We start from the raw sequence: 21,456 nt of genomic DNA on the forward strand, positions 1-21,456 counted from the left end.
CGATCAGGCTTTGTTGGCCAGCTTTTCCAGTTGATCCGTCAGTGCCTCGGGCTTGAGCACCAACACATCGCTTTCCAGCGCATCGAGCACCACTTCCGCCGTATTGCCGATCAGCGCGCCGGTCAGCCCGGTGCGTGCCACGGTGCCGATGATCGTCACGGCCGCTTTCAAGGTGTAGGCGGCATGGGGAATCAGCACATCCGCCGGGCCTTCTTCGATATGCAGGTGGGCGTCGTCGATATCGAATTTGGCCTGGAATGCCTTGCACTGCTCGCGATAACGCGCCTCGATGGTTTCCTTGAGCTGAAACACCGGGTCGCCGGCCGAGAGCATTGGCGATGGATGGGCGCTGATGACATGCAGTGACGCCTTGGCCAGGCTGGCGATGTCGAAGCCGTAGTCGATGATCATGTGGTGCAGCGCGCGATGCTCGGTGTCGGTATTGCCTACATCGATGGCGGCGAGAATGACGCCGCCGCTCCATGGGGTTGCTGTCTTGACCAGCAGCACCGGCACCGGGCAGTAGCGCAACAGCTTCCAGTCGGCCGGGGTCAGCAGCGCCTTTTTCAGCGGGCTGTCGGGGTAGTGCTGTTTGATCACCAGGCCACAGCCTTCGGCCAGCTGCACCTCGATGATGGTTTCATACAGGCTGGTATTCCACGCCTGTTCGGTGGTGACGCTGTAGCCGTCTTCGGTCAGGCCGGACTTGAGCAGGCTCAACAGCGCCGAATGCTCATGTTTCTTGTCGCACACCAGCAGGTGCAGGCGCGCGCCGGTAGTCCCGGCGATCAGTTTGGCGCGTTTGAGGGCCAGGCTTTCCGAATGCTCGGGCTCAAGGACCACCAGGATGCTGCGGATGGCTTGCATGGTCGGGACTCTCCAGAAAGGGGGCGTTGAACAACTATAGTTGCTGCCCGCCAGACGTCATGTTGATGCACATCAAGGCCAGTGGCTGGTGGTCTGCGGCGCGGTCGGTATAATCGGCGACCTTTTGTGATCCTTTGCCCGTGAGCCCGATGAACCTGCCCGAAATCCACGAATTCCTCGGTTGCCCCACCCCTGACGCCTGGGTCCAGGCCGCGTTGGCCGATCAGGAAACCCTGCTGATCGACCACAAGAACTGCGAATTCAAGGCCGCCAGCACTGCCTTGAGCCTGATCGCTAAGTATCATAGCCATGTTGACTTGATCAATATGATGTCGCGCCTGGCCCGGGAAGAGCTGGTCCATCACGAACAGGTCATGCGCCTGATGAAGAAGCGCAAGGTCGCGCTGCGTCAGTTGCACGCCGGGCGTTATGCCTCGGGCTTGCGCAAGGTGGTGCGCAGCCACGAGCCGGTCAAACTGGTGGACACCCTGGTGGTCGGCGCCTTTATCGAGGCGCGCAGTTGCGAGCGTTTCGAGGCGCTGGTGCCACATCTGGACGAAGAACTCGGCAAGTTCTACTTCGGCCTGCTCAAAAGCGAGGCGCGGCACTACCAGGGTTACTTGAAACTGGCTTATCAGTATGGCGAGGCCAAGGATATTGCCCAGGTGATCGAGCGGGTGAGGGCGGCCGAGCAGGAACTGATCGAGTCCCCTGACGTCGAGTTCCGCTTTCACAGTGGCGTGCCAGCCTGAGGCGACGGCTGCGCATACAACGCTCGGTGACGGCGTTAAAAATTGCAGGCTATTTGTTAAAAACTCTTAAAAGCATGAAGCTTCATCGCGTGTGGCCGGTCAAGCGCTGCCGGCGGGCAACTTGCCACCTATAATGCGCGCACTTCAATCCGCGTTGTGCACTGAGAACTTATGGAAAACCTGGGGCTGGGCAAGGTATTGCTCGTTGAGGACGATGAGAAGCTGGCAGGGCTGATCGCGCACTTTCTGGCACAGCACGGTTTTGAGGTACGGGCGGTGCATCGCGGTGATGCGGCCTTGGCGGCCTTTCTTGACTTCAAGCCCAAGATTGTCGTGCTCGACCTGATGCTGCCGGGCCAGAGCGGCTTGCATGTGTGTCGCGCGATTCGCGCGGTGTCCGACACGCCGATCGTGATCCTCACCGCCAAGGAAGACGACCTGGACCACATTCTCGGCCTGGAGTCCGGCGCCGACGACTATGTGATCAAACCGATCAAACCGCCGGTGCTGCTGGCCCGCCTGCGAGCGTTGCAACGGCGCCAGGCGCCAGAGCCGACGGTGCGCGGCGCCATCGAGTTCGGGCGCCTGGTCATTGATCGCAGTTGCCGGGTGGTCAGCCTGGGCGGCGAGAAGATCGACCTCACCACCATGGAGTTCGAACTGTTGTGGTTGCTGGCCAGCAGCGCCGGCAAGATCCTCTCGCGCGATGACATCCTCAACCGCATGCGTGGCATCGCCTTTGATGGCCTGAACCGCAGCGTCGACGTGTACATCAGCAAACTGCGCGGCAAGCTCAACGATAACCCCCGTGAACCGGTGTGCATCAAGACCATCTGGGGCAAGGGCTATCTGTTCAATCCGTTTGCGTGGGAGGTCTAGATGCTGCGCCTGTTTCTACGCTTGTATGTGATTCTGGCCCTGGGCCTGGCGGGAGCGATCTGGCTGGTCAACTACACGTTCGACGAGTTGCTGCCCGACGCTAACGAAACGTATAGCCGCGAGATCCTGCGCGGCCCCGCCTATGGTCTGGTCGAACAACTGCGGCCGCTGCTCGGCGAAGCGCGGCAAGCCCGCTTGGCTGAGTTGCAACGCCATTATGGGCTGCACCTGAAGCTGATTGAAAAGGACGCTCTGGCGCTGACCGAGCGTGAACAAAAACTCCTGACCGACGGCTCGCTGTTGGTGCGTGGTGACTTTAGCGAGTTCATCACTCCTATCGACGGTGGCGCGCAGTTGCTGGAAATCAAACTGCCGCAAGAACCCAAGATATACCTCTGGGCCTATGTTCTTCTCGGGCTGTGCCTGGCTATCGTGCTGTATTTTTGGGTACGCCCGCATTGGCGCGACCTGGAACATATCCGCCTGGCCGCCCAGCGCTTCGGCGATAACGATCTCGGCTCGCGCATCCTGTTGCCGCGTCGCTCCACCGTGCGCGAATTGGCCGGGCACTTCAACCAGATGGCCGAACGCATCGAAAGCCTGATCGCCAACCAGCGTGAGTTGACCAACGCGGTCTCCCACGAACTGCGCACGCCCATCGCACGCTTGTCGTTCGAACTCGACCAGCTCAAACAACAGGCCGATCCCCGGCAGTGCCTTGCACTGATCACCGACATGTACGCCGACCTTGGCGAATTGGAGGAAATGGTCTCGGAATTGTTGACCTATGCCAGCCTGGAGCGCGGCGCCACCCAGGTCACGCAGGAAAATATCGAGGCCCACAGCTGGCTCGACAGTGTGATCGGCAGCGTGGCCCTGGAGGCCGAGGCGGAAGGCGTGCAGTTGTCCTTGCGTACCTGTGAAGTCGACGTTATCCAAATTGAACCGCGCTTCATGGCACGTGCGGTGATCAACCTGCTGCGCAACGCCATTCGTTACGCCGAGCGCCGCGTGGAAGTGTCGCTGGTCAAGTTCGGCAGTGGTTATGAAGTGCGGGTGTGCGATGACGGCCCCGGCATCCCCGAGGAAGGCCGGGCGAAGATCTTCCAGCCGTTCATCCGCCTCGACGCCAGCCGCGACCGCCGCACCGGCGGCTTCGGCCTCGGCCTGGCGCTGGTGCAGCGGGTTTGCCAATGGCATGGCGGGCAGGTCCAGGTATTCGATTCGGAGTGGGGCGGGGCGTCGTTTCGGATGAGTTGGGCGTATACCGAATAAGGCTTTTTGGGGGGGCAACGGTTAAAAAACCGGAGACCGCTGTGCAGTCAACCGCAGCAAGCGCCCTCGCCACGGTTGGCTCCTTCCGTCGTTTCAATCGGGTTGTCGGATCAGAAGCTGTACTTCAGCGAACCCATCACCGATGTCTGCAACCGCCGCTCCACGATCGGGCTGTTGCCCGCTTCATTCGCCAGGTACTGCACATCCAGCAAGGTCGAGAACTGGGTGTGCTCACTGATCGGCACGCTCCATGTCAGGCTCATGCCGTTGCTGATATTGCCCCCGTCCGCATTGTAGGCCTTGAAGCGGCTCTGTGCCGTCTGGCCGGTGGTCACGCCATACCAGGTCTGCAGGTAGTCACGGTCTCCAAAGTGGCTGCTGAGGCTGGCGTCGATCACGCCATAGCGCCCGTCATACAGGTTGGTGCCAACGCTCAGTTCCAGATGGGTAAATGCCTTGCCGCTGTCTTTGTGATCATCTTCCTTGAGTGCATGTTCCAAGGTGGCGCCGACAATCACGCCGCCCAAGTTATAGCTGGCACTCACGCCCAATTGCGTGCGTGATTTGATTTCGCCCATGCCCTTGAGCCGTTTCGAGCCGGCGCGCAGGCGTTCGTTTTTGTCCATGCGTGAGGCGCTCGCGCCGACGTATGCGCTGAAGCTCAGGGCATCGTCTTTATAACGCCAGCCCAGGCCCTTGTCGGAGTCGAGGAAAATCCCCCAGGGGCTGACGATGGCGCCGCCGAGCAGCGGTTCGGTCCTGCGTTCATCGCTGCCGCTATACCGGGGCATGCTGGCTACGCCGGCTTTCAAGCTGTATGCCCAGTCCTGTGCCAGCACCGTGTCGGCGCCTGCCAACAGGCACACTGAGGTGATGGACAGGCAAAGGTGTTTCGAGCGCATAAGGAGGTTCATCCGTGGTTATAAAATCAAGGGTTTACGGGGCGCGTGCGTGCGTTTGAAGGCGTAGCCCGAGGCACTGAGGCCGTTGACCTGGCGGCTGACGGTGTCGCCCAGGCCATAGCCGTTGCCGGCAAGCACGGCATGGGCGTTGTCCACGGGCAGCAGGATGTAATCGGTCAGCGGCTTGTCGTGCAGTTGGCCGCGAATCACCAGGAAGCCTTCTTCCAGGCGCACGCTGATGCCGCTGAGTGGCGCGTCGGGTTCGTGGGTGCTGAGCACTTGATAGGTGCCGACGGTGTCGGCCCAGGCCAGTGGCAGGGACGGTGGGTCGATGCGTTCGCCCACGGCCACCCGCTGGCCGTGACTGCGCGCGGTGAGTATCTGCCGGCCTTGCACCGTCACCACGTCCAGTTGCACGCGGCCCAGCCCGCCGAGATCCTTGAGCCAGAACCCCAGGACCTTTTGCTGCGCGCGCAACCAGCCGTCTTCATCGCGCAGCAGTTCGAAGGTGTATCCGGCCAACTCGCCGGACAATCGCGTAGGGGTATCCCTGATCCTGAATACGCCCCAGGCCGTGGCGTAGAAGCCGGCCAGGCGCTTACGGTCGATGGCGGCGGGCACCTGGCGCAACTTGCCCCCGTGCTTGGGCGCCTGGCAGTCGTCGGCGCATACCGGCGCGCCGGTTTGCGCCTGGAGCATCAGGCGCAGGGTGTCGGAGCTCAGCGCGACCACCATGTCTTCGGCGTTGCTGTCGTTGGCCATGATGATCACTGCCAACTGCTGGTCCGGCAGCACTGTCACCTGCGCGGCAAAATCGTCGCCCCCGCCGCTGTGCTGGAACGTGCGTATGCCGGGGCTGACCGGCTTGTCGCCACAGGGCGAGAGAAACCAGCCCAGGCCCATCTGGCAGTCGAAGTCCAGCACGTTGCCGATATTTTGTTGGGTAAACATCTGCTCGATGGAGGCGCGGTCCATTACGCGGGTGTCGTTGTAGAGGCCTTGGGCGAACAGCATCTGTACGTAGCGGCTGAGGTCCTTGGGGCTGGTCCACAAGCCGCTGGCGGCGAGGTCGCGCACCTGGGCATCGGTGCTGGCGCTGCCGTCCTGATAGCCGAGCGCGCGGTGGGCCACGTGTGCGCCGACGCCGACAAAACTCGATTGGTTCATCTTCAACGGTTTGAACAGGCTGTTTTGCAACTGGGTCTCGAATGCCTTGCCGCTACTGCGTTCGATAGCCGCGCCCACCAGCGCATAGCCGAGATTCGAGTAGGCCACCTGCGAACCCGGCGGGGTGCTCAGCCACACGCCCGACATACGCATTGGCATCTGGCCCATGGCGAAGGTGTTGCGCAGGCCGCGCAGGTGTTCGCTGGGCAAGCCCGACTGATGACTGAGCAAGCGGCGCAGGGTGATGGCGCGGTCGGCGTCGGCCTGCTCGTCATGGAAGCGCGAGCGCACATAGAACTCGCGCAAGGTTTGCTGGATCGGTGCGTCAAGCGCCAGTTGCTGTTGTTCCACCAGCTGCAGCGCGGCGGCGGCGGTGAGGAGCTTGGAGATCGCGCCAGCGCGAAACGCCGTATTCGGCGTCACCGGTACGCCCCGGGCCTTGTCGGCCACGCCGAAACCACTGGCCCAGATCAACTCCTGGCCATTGACCAGGGCGATGGACAGCCCGGGCACCTGCTCCCGGGCCATCTCCCACGGAATGCGGGTTTGTAGATAGCGAATGATCGCGTTGTAGTCGCCCTTGGGGATCGGCGGCGGGGCAGGCGGTTGGCCATGGCAACCGATACTGCCGAGCAGGCAGCCCAGCAGCGGAATACCGCGCAATGTGCGAAACATGAAGAGCACCCAGATGGCTGTTTGGATGCTCGAATGCTAGGGAAGGGCTGTCCGACAATCTTTGCAAGCTTTGTCGGAAAACTGTCAAAGACTGTTAACGCACCAACCCCAACCGCTCATGCCACTGCGCGATCGATTCCTCCGGGTATTCATCGAACTGCAGGTCGCCCTTGCGCACGCTGACTTCGACCCAGGGCGCCTTGGAACCGAGCATCAGGTGCGTGTGTTGCGGCGGCACCGGCAACGGTGTGTCGATGGCCGAGGCAAACGGATGGATCAACTCCGGCCATTGCGGGCTGAACAGCCATAGCGCGCTGCCGCATTGTGAACAGAAATGCCGCTCGGCGCTGCTGGCATGGGCGCGGCTGGCGCCTTCGGGCTTGAGCCTGGCGTGGTAGATCGAGATCAGCTTGCGCCCGCGCACTTTCAGGCTGTTGCTGTCGCCCGCGAGGTTGATCGCGTAACCGCCGCCGCCCTGGGTCTTGCGGCAAATCGAGCAATAGCAGCGTTGGTAAGGGTAGGGGTGGGCGCTGGTCAGGCTGAACGTCACAGCGCCGCAATGGCAGGAACCTTCGAGTTGCATGGGCAGTCTCCTCTGGCAAGGTGACTCTGGAGTCTAGGCGCTTTGCGGCATCAAGGTCGCGATCAGGGCACGAATGGTCCCCGGCAGCGCTTCCAGCTCGCGCACCAGGATACTGCGCTCGCGAATCGCCCATGGCTCATTCAGTTTCACCGCCACCAACTGCATGGTCCGGCTGTGCCGCACGGCGGCGGATTCCGGGATGATGCCAATGCCCACGCCCGCCTCGACCATCCGGCAGATCGCCTCGAAACTCGACATTTGGATGCGCAGCGACAACTGCTTGCCGACCCGCTCGACGTGCTCGCGCAGGAAGCTCAGCAAGGTGCTGCCTTCGTGCAGGCCGATGTGCTGGTAGGCGAGGGTCTGTTCCAGCGTCACCGAGGGTTGGTCCGCCAAGGGGTGGCCCACGGGCACCATCAATACCAGTTTATCGGTGCTGAAGTGCAGCACCTGCAGGCCCGCGGCTTCCACGGGACCGGCGATGATGCCCATGTCGCTGGTGCCATCGAGCACGCCGCGCACGATATCGCGGGACAGGCGCTCCTGCAGGTCGACAGTGACACCGGGCCGCTGGGAGAGGAAACCGGCCAACACTTCGGGAAGAAACTCAGTGACCGCCGTGGTGTTGGCGAAGATGCGGATATGTCCGGCAGAGTCGACGCCGTATTGGGTGAACTCACTTTTCAGGTAGTCCACCTGGCGCATGATCAGCCGCGCATGGTGCAGCAGCCGCTCGCCTGCCGGGGTGATCTCCACACCGCGGCTGTCGCGGTACAACAGACGTGTTTCCAACTGGCCTTCCAGGGCCTTGATGCGCGCACTCGCAGCCGCCGGCGAGAGGAAGGCGCGCTTGGCGCCCTGGGTCAGGCTGGGTGATTCGGCGATATGGATAAACAGGCGCAGGTCGGCGAGATCGAAGTGCATGGCGGCTCCGGGGTGGACAGGGCTGTTCGGTGCAGCGGCGGTGCGGGGCTTGCCTGCGCTGACAGTGTGCCGGCGATGAAAATGCCAACCAACCGAAGCGAGCCCGTTGCCCATCAATGCGTGGCGTTCAGCATAGCCGAACGCTGGCTTATTGAAATGCAAATTCTCAGAACGGTCGGGCGCTTGCATGATCCGGGGCACACATTCACAGCCCGAGGACCTGCACCCGATGAGCGCCACTGATTGGATCGGCCGAAGCGAAACTGCCCACGACCACCTGAGCCACAACCTGCTCACACGCATCGCCGCGACATTCGGCGAGCCCGTGCCCGAACACGGCGCGGCGGTGCCGCTGTTGTGGCAATGGTGTTTCTTCCAGGACCCGCGGCCGGAATCGGCCCTGGGCACCGACGGCCACCCGGCCCGTGGCGGCTTCCTGCCGCCGGCGGATAACCGCAATCGCATGTGGGCCGGTGGGCGTCTCGAGTTCTTGCATCCGCTGCGCGCCGGCGAGGCGGCCAGCCGTGTGTCGACCATCACCCAGGTCGAAGAAAAGACCGGCCGCACCGGTGCGTTGCTGTTTGTCACCGTGCGCCATGACTACACCCAGGACGGCCGCCTGGCGATCCGCGAAGAACAAGACATCGTCTACCGCGAACCGACCCCACCCAAGCCGGGCAACGGCGCGGCGCTGGCGGCGGGTGAGTGGTGCGAAGCGATCGAGCCGACGCCGACCCTGCTGTTCCGCTACAGCGCCGTGACTTTCAACGGCCACCGCATTCACTACGACTATCCCTACGTCACCGGCACGGAAGGCTATTCGGGCCTGGTGGTGCATGGGCCGTTGATTGCCACGTTGAGCCTGCGCGCCTTTTGTCGGGCCCATCCCAGCGCCACGGTGCGCCGTTTCGACTATCGCGGCGTGCGCCCGCTGATCGCTGCGCAACCGTTTGAAGTCGCCGGGCGTATCAGCCAAGCCGGCGTGGCAGAACTGTGGGCCGGTAATCACGATGGCTTGGCCCAGCAGGCCCGTGTGCATTTCGAATAACACCAGAACAACAGGCGGAGAGCCGTTAATGAACCCGAATGACAATGAAGCACTCAATGCCATCCGCGCGGGCGTGCGCGCCTTGTGCGCCGAATTCGATGCGGCGTACTGGCGTCGGATCGACGAAGAAAAAGCGTTCCCCGATGCCTTCGTCAAGGCCTTGACCGCCGCCGGCTGGCTGTCGGCGATGATCCCGGAAGAGTACGGCGGCTCCGGCCTCGGCCTGGCTGAAGCGTCGGTGATCCTTGAAGAGGTCAACCGTTGCGGCGGTAACTCCGGCACCGTCCACGGCCAGATGTACAACATGTTCACCCTGCTGCGCCACGGCAGCGCCGCGCAAAAACGCTTCTACCTGCCCAAGCTGGCCAGCGGCGAATTGCGACTGCAATCGATGGGCGTCACCGAGCCCAGCACCGGCACCGACACCACCAGGATCAAGACCACCGCGATCAAGCGCGGCGACAAGTACGTAATCAACGGCCAGAAAGTCTGGATCTCGCGGGTGCAGCATTCCGACCTGATGATCCTGCTGGCGCGCACCACGCCGCTGGCCGACGTGAAGAAAAAGTCCGAAGGCATGTCGATCTTCCTCGTGGACCTGCGCGAGGCGATCGGCAACGGCCTGACCGTGCAACCCATCGCCAACATGGTCAACCACGAAACCAACGAGCTGTTCTTCGACAACCTCGAACTGCCTCTGGACAGCCTGATCGGCGAAGAGGGCAAGGGCTTCAAGTACATCCTCGACGGCCTGAATGCCGAGCGCACCCTGATCGCCGCCGAGTGCATCGGCGATGGCCGCTGGTTTATCGAAAAGGCCAGCGCCTATGCCCGCGACCGCGTGGTGTTCGGCCGGCCCATCGGGCAGAACCAGGGCGTGCAGTTCCCGATTGCCGAAGCGCATATCGAAATCGAAGCGGCCGACCTGATGCGCTGGCGTGCCTGCGAGGAATACGACCGTGGCGCGCCTGCCGGGGCCAGCGCGAACATGGCCAAGTACCTGGCGGCCAAGGCGTCCTGGGAGGCGGCCAATGCGTGCCTGCAAACCCACGGCGGCTTTGGTTTTGCCTGCGAGTACGACGTGGAACGCAAATTCCGCGAGACCCGCCTGTACCAGGTGGCGCCGATCTCCACCAACCTGATCCTGTCCTACGTGGCCGAGCACTTGCTCGAGCTGCCACGCAGCTTCTGAGGGCCTGAACATGAGCCATACCCAAGCCCTGTGTCGGTTCCTCGCCGAATTGACCTACGCGCAGTTACCCGAACCGGTGCTGGCGCGCACCGAAGACCTTTTTCTCGATTGGCTGGCGTCGGCGCTGGCCAGCCAGGGCGCGCACCCGATCCCGCTGTTTGAACGCTACGCGCAGAAAATGGGGCCGAGCAGCGGCCCGGCGCAGGTGATCGTCAATGGCCGCAGCAGCAGCGCGTATTTCGCCGCGTTGGTCAACGGCGCCTCGTCGCACCTGGTGGAGCAGGATGACCTGCACAACAGCTCGGTGCTGCACCCGGCGACGGTGGTCTTTCCCGCAGCCCTGGCGGCGGCCCAGGACCTCGGCAAATCCGGCCGTGAACTGCTGCTGGCCGCGGTGGCCGGTTATGAAGCCGGGATTCGCATCGGCGAATTCATGGGCCGCTCCCACTACCGCATCTTCCACACCACCGCGACCGTCGGCACCTTGGCGGCGGCGGTGGCCGTGGGCAAATTGCTGGGGTTCGATCAGGAGCAATTCATCAACCTGCTCGGCAGCGCCGGCACCCAGGCTGCCGGGCTGTGGGAGTTTTTGCGCGATGCCGCCGACTCCAAGCAATTGCACACGGCCAAGGCGGCGGCGGATGGCTTGCTCGCCGCGTACCTGACGGCGGACGGGCTGACGGGCGCGCGCAATATCCTCGAAGGCGACCAGGGCCTGGCGGCCGGGATGTCCAGCGATGCCGAACCGCACAAGCTGTCCGCCGACCTCGGCTGGCGCTGGGCGCTGCTGGAAACCTCGTTCAAGTTCCATGCCTCGTGTCGCCACACCCATCCTGCCGCCGATGCGCTGCTGCAGTTGATGCAGCGTGAAGGCCTCGATGCCGCCGCGATCGCCAAGGTGCAGACCCGCGTGCATCAGGGCGCCATCGATGTGCTGGGGCGCGTCACTACGCCGGCCAGCGTTCACCAGGCCAAGTTCTCCATGGGCACCGTGCTGGGCCTGATCGCCGTGCATGGCAAGGCCGGGCTGGTTGAGTTCCACACGTTGGCACTGAGCGATCCCGCCGTCTCGGCCTTTCGCGACAAGGTCAGCATGACCCTCGATCGCGAAGTCGACGACGCCTATCCGCAGCGTTGGCTGGGCCGCGTCACCGTCACCACCGAGGATGGCCGCACGCTGCACGGCGCTATTGACGAGCCCAAGGGCGACCCCGGCAACAGCCTCAGCCGCGCCGAGCTGGCGGATAAATTCCAGCGCCTCAGCCAGTTCAGCGGCGCACGCACCCCGGCCGAGGCCGACGCGTTGATCGCCAAGGTCTGGCAGTTGCGCAACACCCCGTCCATGGCCCACTGGCTTTGAGGAATCGTCATGACTGCTAATCAACGACCGCTGGACGGTATCACCGTTGTCAGCCTGGAACATGCGATTGCCGCACCCTTTTGCACACGCCAATTGGCCGATCTCGGCGCGCGTGTGATCAAGATCGAACGCCCCGGCAGCGGTGACTTCGCCCGTGGCTATGACGAACGCGTGCGCGGCCTGGCGTCGCATTTCGTGTGGACCAACCGCTCCAAGGAAAGCCTGACCCTGGACCTCAAGCAAGACGCGGCGGGCGCCATTCTCGACAGCTTGCTCGCCGACGCCGATGTACTGGTGCAGAACCTCGCACCCGGTGCGGCGGCGCGCATGGGCCTGTCGTTCGAGACGCTGCATGCGCGCTTCCCGCGCTTGATCGTCTGCGATATTTCCGGCTATGGCGAAGGCGGGCCCTACGCGCAAAAGAAGGCTTATGACCTGTTGATCCAGAGCGAGGGCGGCTTTCTGTCGGTGACCGGCGGGCCCGCTGACGACCAGATGGCCAAGGCCGGTTGCTCCATCGCCGACATCGCCGCCGGCATGTACGCCTACAGCGGCATCCTCTCGGCGCTGTTGTTGCGCGGCAAGACCGGCGAGGGCAGCCGTATCGACGTGAGCATGCTGGAAAGCCTGGTGGAGTGGATGGGCTACCCGATGTACTACGCCTTCGACGGAGCACCGCCACCGCCGCGTGCCGGAGCGGCGCATTCGACGATTTATCCCTACGGGCCGTTTCCCACCGGCGACGGCGGTACGGTGATGCTCGGCTTGCAGAACGAGCGCGAATGGGCGGCGTTCTGCGACAAGGTGCTGCTCACCCCGGCCTTGGCCACGGACGAGCGCTTCTGCGCCAACTTCAAGCGCTCGGCCAACCGCGAGGCGCTGCGCCGGATCATCGTCGACAGCTTCGCCCGGCTCGACGCCGAGGCCGTCATCCAGCGCCTGGAACATGCGCAGATCGCCAGTGCCCGTGTCAACGATATGCACGGCGTGTGGGACCACCCGCAACTCAAGGCACGTGACAGCTGGCGCGAAGTCGCGAGCCCGGCCGGTCCGCTGCCAGCGCTGTTGCCGCCAGCGCGCAATACGGCATTCAGCCCACGCATGGATGCGGTGCCCGCGTTAGGCGAGCACAGCCAGGGCATTCTCGATCAGCTCGGTTATTCGGGCGAAACCATCGACGACCTGCGCGCGCGCGGCGTTATCTGACAAGGAGTGTTGTGATGCCAACGCCTGTAGTTCGTTCAGCCCTGTTCGTTCCGGGCAGCCGCCCGGAGCGGTTTTCCAAAGCGCTGGCCAGCGGTGCCGACGCGGTGATTGTGGATTTTGAAGACGCGGTAGAAGAGCCGCTCAAGCGGCAGGCGCGGGAGAACCTTGGCGCGTTTTTGTGCGCCAACCCCGACGCCCGGGTGTGGGTGCGGATCAACGCGCCGGAGCACGCCGAACACGCTGACGATGTGGCGTTCTGCAACGCCCATGCAAACGTGGCGGGCGTGCTGCTGCCGAAAGTCGAAAGTGCCGCCCAGGTCGCGGTGGTGGCCGCCGCCGGCAAACGGATCTGGCCGATTATCGAAAGCGCCAAGGGCCTGCTGGCGGTGGCCGCGATTGCCCATGCGCGGCAGGTGGAGCGCCTGTCGTTCGGCGGCCTGGACCTGGCGCTCGACTTGAATCTGAGCAGCCCTTCGCCAGCGGCTGACTTTGCCCTGGACCAGGCGCGCCTGGCGCTGATCGTGCATTCCCGCGCCGCCGGCCTGGTGGCCCCGCTGGACGGCGTCCACCCGGCCATCGACGACCCCGAAGGCCTGCGTCGCTCGATCCGGCATGCCTATGAAATGGGTTTTGCCGGCGCGCTGTGCATCCATCCCCGGCAGGTGGCGGTGATCCATGCGGCCTTGGCACCGAGCGCCGCAGACCTGGCCTGGGCCAAGCGCGTGGTGGCGGGCGGAGCCCACGGGGCAGGCGCGTATCAGATCGATGGGCAGATGGTGGATGCCCCGGTTCTGTTGCGCGCACAACGGCTGCTCGCCGCCCAGCGCTGACCGCAGCCGAAGCCAGAGGCGAGAGAGTATCTGCATTTTCGTTCGGGTTGGCGTTCATCTAGGCCGAACGCAGGTATCAAAAATTCGAAATTCACTACACGCGCCATATCAGGCACCTTGCCCTACAACACAACAATAAGAAGGTGATTTCCCATGCTCAAGCTCTCCCGGGCGCTGTTCTGCGCCGCCACCTTGTTCGTCGTGGGCCTGGCCCAGGCGGCGGACCCGATTGTGATCAAGTTCGCCCATGTGGTCGCCGAAAACACGCCCAAAGGCCAAGGCGCGTTGCTGTTCAAGAAACTTGCCGAAGAACGCCTGCCGGGCGTGGTCAAGGTCGAGGTGTACCCGAACTCGTCGCTGTTCGGCGACGGCAAGGAAATGGAAGCGCTGCTGTTGGGCGATGTGCAGATGCTCGCGCCTTCCCTGGCCAAGTTCGAGCAATACACCAAACAGGTGCAGATCTATGACCTGCCGTTCCTGTTCAACGACCTGGCCGCCGTCGACCGCTTCCAGGCCGCCCAAGGCAAGCAGTTGCTGACCTCGATGCAGAACAAGAACATCCTCGGCCTGGCCTATTGGCACAACGGTCTCAAGCAGTTGTCGGCCAACAAAGCCCTGCACGAACCCAAGGACGCCCGTGGCCTGAAGTTCCGCGTGCAAGCCTCCAGCGTGCTTGAAGAGCAGTTCAAGGCGATCCGCGCCAACCCGCGCAAGATGAGCTTTGCCGAGGTCTACCAGGGCTTGCAGACCGGTACGGTCAACGGCACCGAAAACACCTGGTCGAACTATGAAAGCCAGAAGGTCAACGAGGTGCAGAAGTACTTCACCGAGTCCAACCATGGCCTGATCGACTACATGGTGATCACCAACGCAAAGTTCTGGAACGGCCTGCCAGCGGATGTGCGCAGCACCCTGGAGCAGATCATGGCCGAGGTCACCGTTGAGGTGAACAAGCAGGCCGAGGCGCTGAACCAGTCGGCCAAACAGAAGATCGTCGACGCCAAGACCAGCGAAATCATCGAACTGACCCCCGCGCAACGCCAGCAATGGCGCGAAGCCATGCGCCCGGTCTGGCAGATGTTCGAAGGCGAGATCGGGGCTGACCTGATCAAGGCGGCGGATGCGTCCAACCTGTAATGCCGGGGCATACCGAGATCTCTCCCACAGGTTGATCCGGTTTCCACTCTGAAACCTATTCCCGCTTCGCGAGGTTTTGCCATGCAAACGCTCAGGCGCGTCTGGGAGCACCTGGAGGAAGGCGTCATTGCCTTCCTGCTGGCCGCCATGACCCTGGTGACATTCGTCTACGTCATGCTCAACAACATCTACACGCTGTTCTTTGCCCTGGCCGACCAGTGGGCCTGGAGCAGCCATTTTTTCAACGCCCTGGGCGACGGCACCATGACCTGGGCCCAGGACATGACCTGGAGCGTGGCGCTGACCAAGGCCATGTTCGGCTGGCTGATTTTCTTCGGCATTTCCTACGGCGTGCGTACCGCCGGCCACCTTGGGGTGGATGCGCTGGTCAAGCTGGCCGGACGCCGGGTGCAGCGCTTGCTTGGGATGCTTGCCTGCCTGTGCTGCCTGGCCTACGCCGGGCTGTTCATGGTCGCCAGTTACAGGTGGGTGAGTGCGGTGATGACAGCACACATCGGCGCCGAAGACCTTGACCAGTTCGGCATCGATGTCGGCGACATCGTGCTCATCGTGCCGGTCGGTTTTGCCCTGGTGTTTATCCGCTACCTGGAAATTTTCTATCGCCTGTTCACCCACCGCCAGGTCGGGTTGGGGCTGGCCGACGAGGCCGGTGAGGCGAGCAAATTGGCCGGCGGCCATAAGGAGCGTCACTGATGGCCGTGCTCTGTCTGTTTCTGCTGTTGTTTGTGTTCATGTTCCTCGGCGTGCCCGTCGCGATTTCCCTCGGATTGTCCGGCGCGGTGTCGATCCTGATGTTCAGCCAGGACTCGGTGAGTTCCCTGGCGATCAAGCTGTTCGAAACCTCGGATGCCTATACCTTCCTGGCGATTCCGTTCTTCCTGCTGTCCGGTGCGTTCATGACCACCGGCGGTGTGGCGCAGCGGCTGATCGACTTCGCCAATGCGTGTGTCGGACATATCCGTGGCGGCCTGGCGATTGCGGCGGTGTTGGCGTGCATGTTGTTTGCCGCGTTGTCCGGTTCGTCACCGGCCACCGTGGCGGCCGTCGGTTCGATTGCGGTGGCCGGGATGGTGCGCTCCGGTTACCCGAAGGCGTTCGGCGCGGGCATCATCTGCAACGCCGGCACCCTGGGCATCCTGATTCCGCCGTCGATCGTGATGGTGGTGTATTCGGCCGCCACGGAAACGTCGGTCGGCAAGTTGTTCATGGCCGGGGTGATCCCGGGGCTGCTGCTGGGCCTGATGCTGATGGTCGCGATCTATATCGTGGCGCGCATCAAGAAGCTGCCGGCGCAGCCACGGGCGAGCTTTCGCGAGTGGCTGGCCTGCGCGCGCCGTGCGTTCTGGGGCTTACTGCTGCTGGTGATCATCCTCGGCGGCATCTACAGCGGGATGTTCACCCCGACCGAAGCCGCGGCGGTGGCAGCGGTGTACTCGGCGTTTGTCGCGCTGTTCGTCTACAAGGACATGAGTCTGCGCGACTGTCCCAAGGTGCTGCTGGAGTCCGGGCGGCTGGCGATCATGCTGATGTTTATCATCGCCAATGCGATGCTCTTCGCCCATGTGTTGACCACCGAACAGATCCCCCAGGAAATCACCGCCTGGGTGCTGTCCGAAGGGCTCACGCCGATTGGCTTCCTGATCATGGTCAACGTGGTCTTGCTGATCGCCGGCAGTTTCATGGAACCGTCGGCGATCGTGTTGATCCTGGCGCCGATCTTCTTTCCGATCGCGATGAAGCTGGGCATCGATCCGATTCACTTGGGGATCGTGATGGTGGTGAATATGGAAATCGGCCTGGTCCACCCGCCGGTGGGCTTGAACCTGTTCGTGACCTCGGCGGTGACCGGCTTGACGCTGGGGCAGACCATTCGTGCGGCGATGCCGTGGCTGATGATCCTGTTGGTGTTCCTGATCATGGTCACCTACCTGCCGTTCATCTCGCTGGCGCTGCCGCACTGGCTGGGGATGTAGACCTCACGATGTGGGAGCCTGGCTCCCACCTTGCTCAGTGATCCAGCGCGCTCAGGATCGCATGGGCGACCTTGACCCGCTCGGCATTCGGATAGTTCTTGTTCGCCAGGATCACCACGCCCATGTCCTTGCTTGGCACATACGCCACATACGCGCCAAAGCCTGCGGTTGAGCCGGTTTTGTTGTACAGCACGTTGGCCGGTTGCGCTTGCGGCGTCGCCAGCCAATCGGGACGGTGAGGTTCCATGGCCATCGGTGTCGAGTTGCCGTCAATCAGCGCTTGCAGGGCGATGGGGTAGGGGTAGTACTCCCAGCCCAGGCCCTGGGTCATGCCGTTCACGCGGTAATAACCAGCGTGGGTACTGGCGATGGCTTGTTGCAGCGGCTTTTCCAGGGTTTGCGGGTGCAGGTTGGCGATCACATAGCGCGCCAGGTCGTGGGTGCTGGTCTTGATGCCGTAGGCTTCGCTGTCCAGTGCGCCCGGGCTTACACGGATGGGTTTCTGCTGCTTGTCGTAGCCTTGGGCGTACTCGCCGGATTGCGCGGTGGGCACGCTGAGGTGGGTGTTGCTCAACCCCAGCTTGGGCAGCAGGGTGTGCTCCATGGCGACATTGAACGGCTGGCCCAGGCTTCGCGCCGCGAGGTAGCCAAACAGGCCGATGCTCGGGTTGGAATAGAGACGTTGCGCGCCTGGGGCGTAGCTGGGTTTCCAGCGCTGGAAGTAGCCGAGCATGGCGTCGGCGTTGTCGGCGGCATCCGGAAACTGCAGCGGCAGGCCGCCGGGGGTGTAGGTCGCCAGTTGCAGCAGGCTGATGCGGTCAAAGGCGCTGCCGGCCAACGCAGGCCAGTATTGGCTGGCCTTGTCCGACAGCGTGAGCTTGCCGATGGCCTGGGCGTAACCGCCCAGGGTTGCGGTGAAGGTTTTGCTCACTGAGCCGATTTCGAACAAGGTGTTTTGGTTGACCGGTTGCTGAGTTTCTTTCGATGCCATGCCGTAGTTAAAGTATTGCACCTTGCCGTTCTGCACCACCGCCACCGCCAGGCCGGGAATAGCCTGTTGCTGCATCAGCGGTTTGACGCTGGCGTCTACCACGGCCTGCAGGTCGGTGGCGGCCAGGCACTGGCCGGCGCCGAGAAACATTGCCAGCGCCGTTAAGTGACGCACTCCAAATACCGCTTGTTGGGGCATGATATCGCTTCCATGAGTATGATCGATTGAATGAACAGCCTGCGCGGGCGTGCCAAAGGTAGACAGTTCGCCGGGCCTGGGCAAACGATGATATTTCGCACCAGCCATTAGAAAAATTAGGGGCAAGCATGCTGCGTTCCCATCTGCCTCTCAATGCCCTGCGCGCATTCGAGGCCTCCGCCCGGCACCTGAGTTTTACGCGGGCCGCCATTGAGTTATGTGTCACCCAGGCGGCGGTCAGCCACCAGGTCAAGAGCCTGGAGGCGCAACTGAACGTCACCCTGTTCAAACGCCTGCCGCGTGGCCTGATGCTGACCCGCGAAGGCGAGACGTTGTTGCCGGTGCTGCGCGAATCCTTCGACCGCATTGCCCACACCCTGGGCCAGTTCGAAGGCGGGCACTACCGCGAAGTGCTCAGCGTTGGCGCGGTCGGCACTTTTGCGGTGGGCTGGCTGCTGCCGCGGCTGGCGGACTTCCAGCACCGCTACCCGTTTATCGACCTGCGCCTGTCGACGCACAACAACCGTGTCGATGTCGCCGCCGAAGGCCTGGATTACGCGATCCGTTTCGGCGCCGGGGCCTGGCATGGCACCGACGCCTGCCCATTGTTCGAAGCGCCGCTGACGGTGCTCTGCGTGCCGTCAATCGCCGAGCAGTTACACACGCCGGCCGAGCTGTTGAAGCACACAGTGCTGCGCTCCTATCGCGCCGATGAGTGGAACCTGTGGTTCCAGGCCGCCGGGCTGCCTGCCGACACCCTGGTGCCGCGCAGCATCGTGTTTGACTCATCGTTGGCGATGATGGAAGCAGCGCTGCAGGGCGTCGGCGTGGCGTTGGCCCCGGCGCTGATGTTCTCGCGACAACTGGAAAGTGATGCGATCCGCCAGCCCTTCAACGTGGGCATCAGCACCGGCAGCTATTGGTTGACGCGCCTGCAGTCACGCGCCGAAACCTCGGCGATGCTGGCGTTCAAGGCCTGGCTGACGGTGATGGCGGTGCAGGGCTGAAATTTTTCATCAAGAAGCAAAATGAAACAGTTGTCGGCGGCTAACCTCTACACATTCAGAGGCGGTCAGGCCAGGTATTTGTTGAACCACCCCAGCGTGCGCTGCCACGCCAGGTTCGCCGCCGCCTCGTCATAACGCGGCGTCGAGTCGTTGTGAAAACCGTGGTTGGCGCCCTTGTAGATATACGCTTCATAGGTAGTGCCCGCGGCCTTCAGGGCCTTTTCATAGGCCGGCCAGCCTTCGTTGATCCGCGTATCCAGTTCGCCGTAATGCAGCATGATCGGTGCCTTGATGCGCGACACGTCCTTGGCCTCTGGCTGCCGCCCGTAAAATGACACAGCGGCGCCCAGTTCCGGGTAGGCCACGGCTGCTGCATTGACCACGCCGCCGCCATAGCAGAAGCCGGTAATCCCGACTTTGCCGGTGCTGTTGTCGTGGTGCATCAGCCACTCGATGGCGGCGAAGAAGTCGTTCATCAGCTTGGTCGGGTCGACTTTTTGTTGCAGCGCTACGCCTTTTTCATCGTTGCCGGGGTAGCCACCCACGGATGTCAGGCCATCCGGCGCGAGGGCGATAAAGCCGGCCTTGGCCAGGCGGCGGGCGACGTCTTCGATATACGGGTTGAGGCCGCGGTTTTCATGCACCACGACCACGGCGGGGACTTTGCCGGTGGCCTTGGCCGGGCGCACCAGATAGCCGCGCACCGTGCCGTTGCCCTTGGGCGAAGGGTAGGTGATGTAGTCCGCGACGATGTCCGGGTCGGTGAATTTCACTTGCTCGGCCAGCGCATAGTTGGGGCTCAGGGCGGCGAGCAGCGCCGACGCGGTGAGCCCGCCGAAGGTGAACAGTGCAGCGCGGTCGAGAAACTCGCGGCGGTTGATCTTGCCGTGGGCGTAGCCGTCGTAGAGTTCCAACAGTTCGGGGGCGAAGTCTTTCGCGGTGAGACGAGTCATCGGTGCAGTCCTCGATTAGCGGTGCCAGTCAATGTAGACCAGGATCACGCGTTGCGAGCGTGGGCGGCGGCGGCCAGTTGCCCGGTATCGACGCGCACGAACACCGAATCGCCGATCGCCGTGAGCACATCGCCGGCGTATACCTCGCAGACCACGCGGCTTTTACGCCCCACATCGCCCTCGACCCGGGCACGCAAGGTCAGCGTGACACCCAGGGGCGTGGGCTTGATGAATTTGATCCCGAGATGCCCGGTCACGCAGTCGATACGCGGCAGGCTGCCGGGTTCGCGTTGTTCGGCGCGGTAGTGGTAGGCCATGGCGGTCCAGTTCGAGTGGCAGTCCACCAGCATGGCGATCAGGCCGCCGTAGACCAGATCCGGCCAGCCGCTGTATTTCGCTTCCGGTTGGTGCTCGGCGACCACGTGAATGCCGTCGGCGTCCCAGCGGCTCTTGATATGCAGGCCATGGGGGTTGTTGCCGCCGCAGCCGTAGCAGATGCCTTCGGGGGCGGTGGTGTCTTGCAGTGACGGGGTGTGCATGCCAAGTCCTTATTGTTCTGGGAGGGGACTGTCCTGTTTAACAGGACGCGCGCCGGATGGGAATAATGCCATCGCCGCAGACGCTAGCGCGCAAACCGCTTGGCTCCGGCCACACAGCCGATCACCGCGACTGTCACCAGCACCATGCCCAGGCTGACCTGCTCATGCAGCAGGCCCGCCGCCAGCGCCAGGCCGAAGAACGGTTGCAGCAACTGCAACTGGCCGACCGCGGCGATGCCGCCTTGGGCCAGCCCGCGGTACCAGAACACAAACCCGATCAACATGCTGAACAGCGCCACATAGCCCAGGCTCAGCCACGCCGGCAGGCTGATGCCGGTGAAGGTCGGCGGTGCGAGCATCAGGCTCAACGGCAGCGCCACCGGCAACGACACCACCAGCGCCCAGCAGATCACTTGCCAGCCGCCCAGGCTGCGCGACAGCTTGGCGCCCTCGGCGTAACCCAGGCCGCACACCAGCACCGCCAACAGCATCAGCAGGTCACCGGCCGGGGCGGCGCTCAGGCCCTGGGCGACGGCATACCCCATCACCAACGCGCTGCCCAGGATCGAAAACAACCAGAACACCGGGCGTGGCCGCTCACCGCCGCGCAGTACGCCAAAGAGCGCCGTGGCCAGCGGCAACAGGCCGATAAACACGATGGAGTGCGCGGACGTCACGTATTGCAGGGCCAGCGCCGTCAGCAAGGGGAAGCCGATGACCACGCCGAGGGCGACGATGACCAGGGGCAGCCATTGCGCGCGTGTTGGGCGTTTTTCCTTGAAAAAAACCAACAGGCACAACGCCAACACGCCGGCCAGGGTGGCGCGCAGCAGGGTGAGGAACACCGGTTCGAATTCCATCACCGCCAGACGCGTCGCCGGCAACGAACCGCTGAAAATCACCACGCCGATAAAGCCATTGATCCAACCCTGGGTGCTGTTGGCCAGGGGATTGAGCGGTGAGGTCTGTTCCATGAA

The 21,456-nt window shown here is 63.2% G+C and carries 21 protein-coding genes; 12 read left to right on the top strand and 9 right to left on the bottom strand.

Going from position 1 to position 21,456, the window contains the following annotated elements; all coding sequences use genetic code 11:
* Positions 1 to 3 precede the first annotated feature (3 nt).
* Positions 4 to 867 (bottom strand): universal stress protein, encoded by an 864-nt coding sequence (locus ACP7E3_RS15940; RefSeq protein ID WP_426123660.1) that lies wholly within the window; start codon positions 865 to 867, stop codon positions 4 to 6.
* Positions 868 to 1,016: 149 nt separating this feature from the next.
* On the opposite strand from ACP7E3_RS15940, the gene ACP7E3_RS15945 reads away from it, so the two are divergent.
* The 3 genes from ACP7E3_RS15945 to ACP7E3_RS15955 all read left to right on the top strand — a co-directional run bounded on the left by ACP7E3_RS15945 (position 1,017) and on the right by ACP7E3_RS15955 (position 3,773).
* Positions 1,017 to 1,619 (top strand): tRNA-(ms[2]io[6]A)-hydroxylase, encoded by a 603-nt coding sequence (locus tag ACP7E3_RS15945; protein ID WP_017846465.1) that lies wholly within the window; start codon positions 1,017 to 1,019, stop codon positions 1,617 to 1,619.
* Between the two features lie 171 nt (positions 1,620 to 1,790).
* On the top strand, positions 1,791 to 2,498 hold the full coding sequence (locus ACP7E3_RS15950) for a winged helix-turn-helix domain-containing protein (protein WP_017846464.1): 708 nt from the start codon (positions 1,791 to 1,793) through the stop codon (positions 2,496 to 2,498).
* On the top strand, positions 2,499 to 3,773 hold the full coding sequence (locus ACP7E3_RS15955) for an ATP-binding protein (protein ID WP_057004646.1): 1,275 nt from the start codon (positions 2,499 to 2,501) through the stop codon (positions 3,771 to 3,773). It abuts the gene before it with no gap.
* A 110-nt stretch (positions 3,774 to 3,883) separates the two neighbouring features.
* Here the strand turns inward: ACP7E3_RS15955 and ACP7E3_RS15960 are convergent, their stop codons facing one another.
* The 4 genes from ACP7E3_RS15960 to ACP7E3_RS15975 form a co-directional block, all read right to left on the bottom strand.
* A complete protein-coding gene (locus ACP7E3_RS15960) occupies positions 3,884 to 4,675 on the bottom strand; it encodes a MipA/OmpV family protein (protein WP_057004645.1) in 792 nt (263 codons plus the stop codon).
* A gap of 18 nt (positions 4,676 to 4,693) precedes the next feature.
* Positions 4,694 to 6,517, bottom strand: a complete 1,824-nt coding sequence (locus tag ACP7E3_RS15965; RefSeq protein ID WP_108524245.1) for a serine hydrolase domain-containing protein — start codon at positions 6,515 to 6,517, stop codon at positions 4,694 to 4,696.
* A 94-nt stretch (positions 6,518 to 6,611) separates the two neighbouring features.
* Positions 6,612 to 7,100: a GFA family protein gene (locus ACP7E3_RS15970; protein ID WP_079444009.1), complete on the bottom strand. Its 489-nt coding sequence runs from the start codon at positions 7,098 to 7,100 to the stop codon at positions 6,612 to 6,614.
* A gap of 33 nt (positions 7,101 to 7,133) precedes the next feature.
* Positions 7,134 to 8,024: a LysR family transcriptional regulator gene (locus ACP7E3_RS15975; RefSeq protein ID WP_017846460.1), complete on the bottom strand. Its 891-nt coding sequence runs from the start codon at positions 8,022 to 8,024 to the stop codon at positions 7,134 to 7,136.
* Positions 8,025 to 8,253: 229 nt separating this feature from the next.
* Here ACP7E3_RS15975 and ACP7E3_RS15980 point away from each other — a divergent pair, with 229 nt between their 5' ends.
* From ACP7E3_RS15980 to dctM, 8 genes are all read left to right on the top strand, one after another.
* Positions 8,254 to 9,072, top strand: a complete 819-nt coding sequence (locus tag ACP7E3_RS15980) for an FAS1-like dehydratase domain-containing protein (protein WP_057004642.1) — start codon at positions 8,254 to 8,256, stop codon at positions 9,070 to 9,072.
* A 28-nt stretch (positions 9,073 to 9,100) separates the two neighbouring features.
* Positions 9,101 to 10,264 (top strand): acyl-CoA dehydrogenase family protein, encoded by a 1,164-nt coding sequence (locus ACP7E3_RS15985; protein ID WP_057004641.1) that lies wholly within the window; start codon positions 9,101 to 9,103, stop codon positions 10,262 to 10,264.
* Between the two features lie 10 nt (positions 10,265 to 10,274).
* The gene (locus ACP7E3_RS15990) at positions 10,275 to 11,624 is read left to right on the top strand and encodes an MmgE/PrpD family protein (protein ID WP_426123664.1); all 1,350 of its coding nucleotides are present in this window, start codon (positions 10,275 to 10,277) and stop codon (positions 11,622 to 11,624) included.
* Positions 11,625 to 11,633: 9 nt separating this feature from the next.
* Positions 11,634 to 12,830 carry a CaiB/BaiF CoA transferase family protein gene (locus ACP7E3_RS15995; RefSeq protein ID WP_079444005.1) on the top strand — a complete coding sequence of 399 codons (1,197 nt, stop codon included), beginning with the start codon at positions 11,634 to 11,636 and terminating at the stop codon, positions 12,828 to 12,830.
* A 14-nt stretch (positions 12,831 to 12,844) separates the two neighbouring features.
* On the top strand, positions 12,845 to 13,660 hold the full coding sequence (locus ACP7E3_RS16000; protein WP_128191351.1) for an HpcH/HpaI aldolase/citrate lyase family protein: 816 nt from the start codon (positions 12,845 to 12,847) through the stop codon (positions 13,658 to 13,660).
* A gap of 153 nt (positions 13,661 to 13,813) precedes the next feature.
* Positions 13,814 to 14,797 (top strand): TRAP transporter substrate-binding protein, encoded by a 984-nt coding sequence (locus ACP7E3_RS16005; protein WP_108524240.1) that lies wholly within the window; start codon positions 13,814 to 13,816, stop codon positions 14,795 to 14,797.
* A gap of 81 nt (positions 14,798 to 14,878) precedes the next feature.
* On the top strand, positions 14,879 to 15,511 hold the full coding sequence (locus tag ACP7E3_RS16010; protein ID WP_426123667.1) for a TRAP transporter small permease: 633 nt from the start codon (positions 14,879 to 14,881) through the stop codon (positions 15,509 to 15,511).
* The gene (dctM, locus tag ACP7E3_RS16015) at positions 15,511 to 16,791 is read left to right on the top strand and encodes a C4-dicarboxylate TRAP transporter large permease protein DctM (RefSeq protein ID WP_017846452.1); all 1,281 of its coding nucleotides are present in this window, start codon (positions 15,511 to 15,513) and stop codon (positions 16,789 to 16,791) included. The genes ACP7E3_RS16010 and dctM overlap by 1 nt, the downstream gene beginning before the upstream one ends.
* A gap of 34 nt (positions 16,792 to 16,825) precedes the next feature.
* Here the strand turns inward: dctM and ampC are convergent, their stop codons facing one another.
* Positions 16,826 to 17,980, bottom strand: a complete 1,155-nt coding sequence (gene ampC, locus ACP7E3_RS16020) for a class C beta-lactamase (protein ID WP_426123669.1) — start codon at positions 17,978 to 17,980, stop codon at positions 16,826 to 16,828.
* Between the two features lie 128 nt (positions 17,981 to 18,108).
* Between ampC and ACP7E3_RS16025 the strand changes: the two genes are divergently transcribed.
* Complete coding sequence (locus tag ACP7E3_RS16025) at positions 18,109 to 18,987, top strand: LysR family transcriptional regulator (protein WP_232565700.1); 879 nt, start codon at positions 18,109 to 18,111, stop codon at positions 18,985 to 18,987.
* Between the two features lie 65 nt (positions 18,988 to 19,052).
* On the opposite strand, the gene yghX is transcribed toward ACP7E3_RS16025, so the two are convergent.
* From yghX to ACP7E3_RS16040, 3 genes are all read right to left on the bottom strand, one after another.
* Complete coding sequence (gene yghX, locus ACP7E3_RS16030; RefSeq protein WP_017846449.1) at positions 19,053 to 19,940, bottom strand: YghX family hydrolase; 888 nt, start codon at positions 19,938 to 19,940, stop codon at positions 19,053 to 19,055.
* 44 nt (positions 19,941 to 19,984) lie between these two features.
* A complete protein-coding gene (locus ACP7E3_RS16035) occupies positions 19,985 to 20,479 on the bottom strand; it encodes a PaaI family thioesterase (RefSeq protein WP_046383638.1) in 495 nt (164 codons plus the stop codon).
* A gap of 83 nt (positions 20,480 to 20,562) precedes the next feature.
* Entirely contained in the window at positions 20,563 to 21,453 is an 891-nt protein-coding gene (locus ACP7E3_RS16040) for a DMT family transporter (RefSeq protein ID WP_079443998.1), read from the bottom strand.
* Positions 21,454 to 21,456 lie beyond the last annotated feature (3 nt).

This window comes from Pseudomonas sp. PSPC2-3 (genome assembly GCF_049898265.1).
In the GTDB taxonomy this organism is placed as follows: domain Bacteria; phylum Pseudomonadota; class Gammaproteobacteria; order Pseudomonadales; family Pseudomonadaceae; genus Aquipseudomonas; species Aquipseudomonas veronii.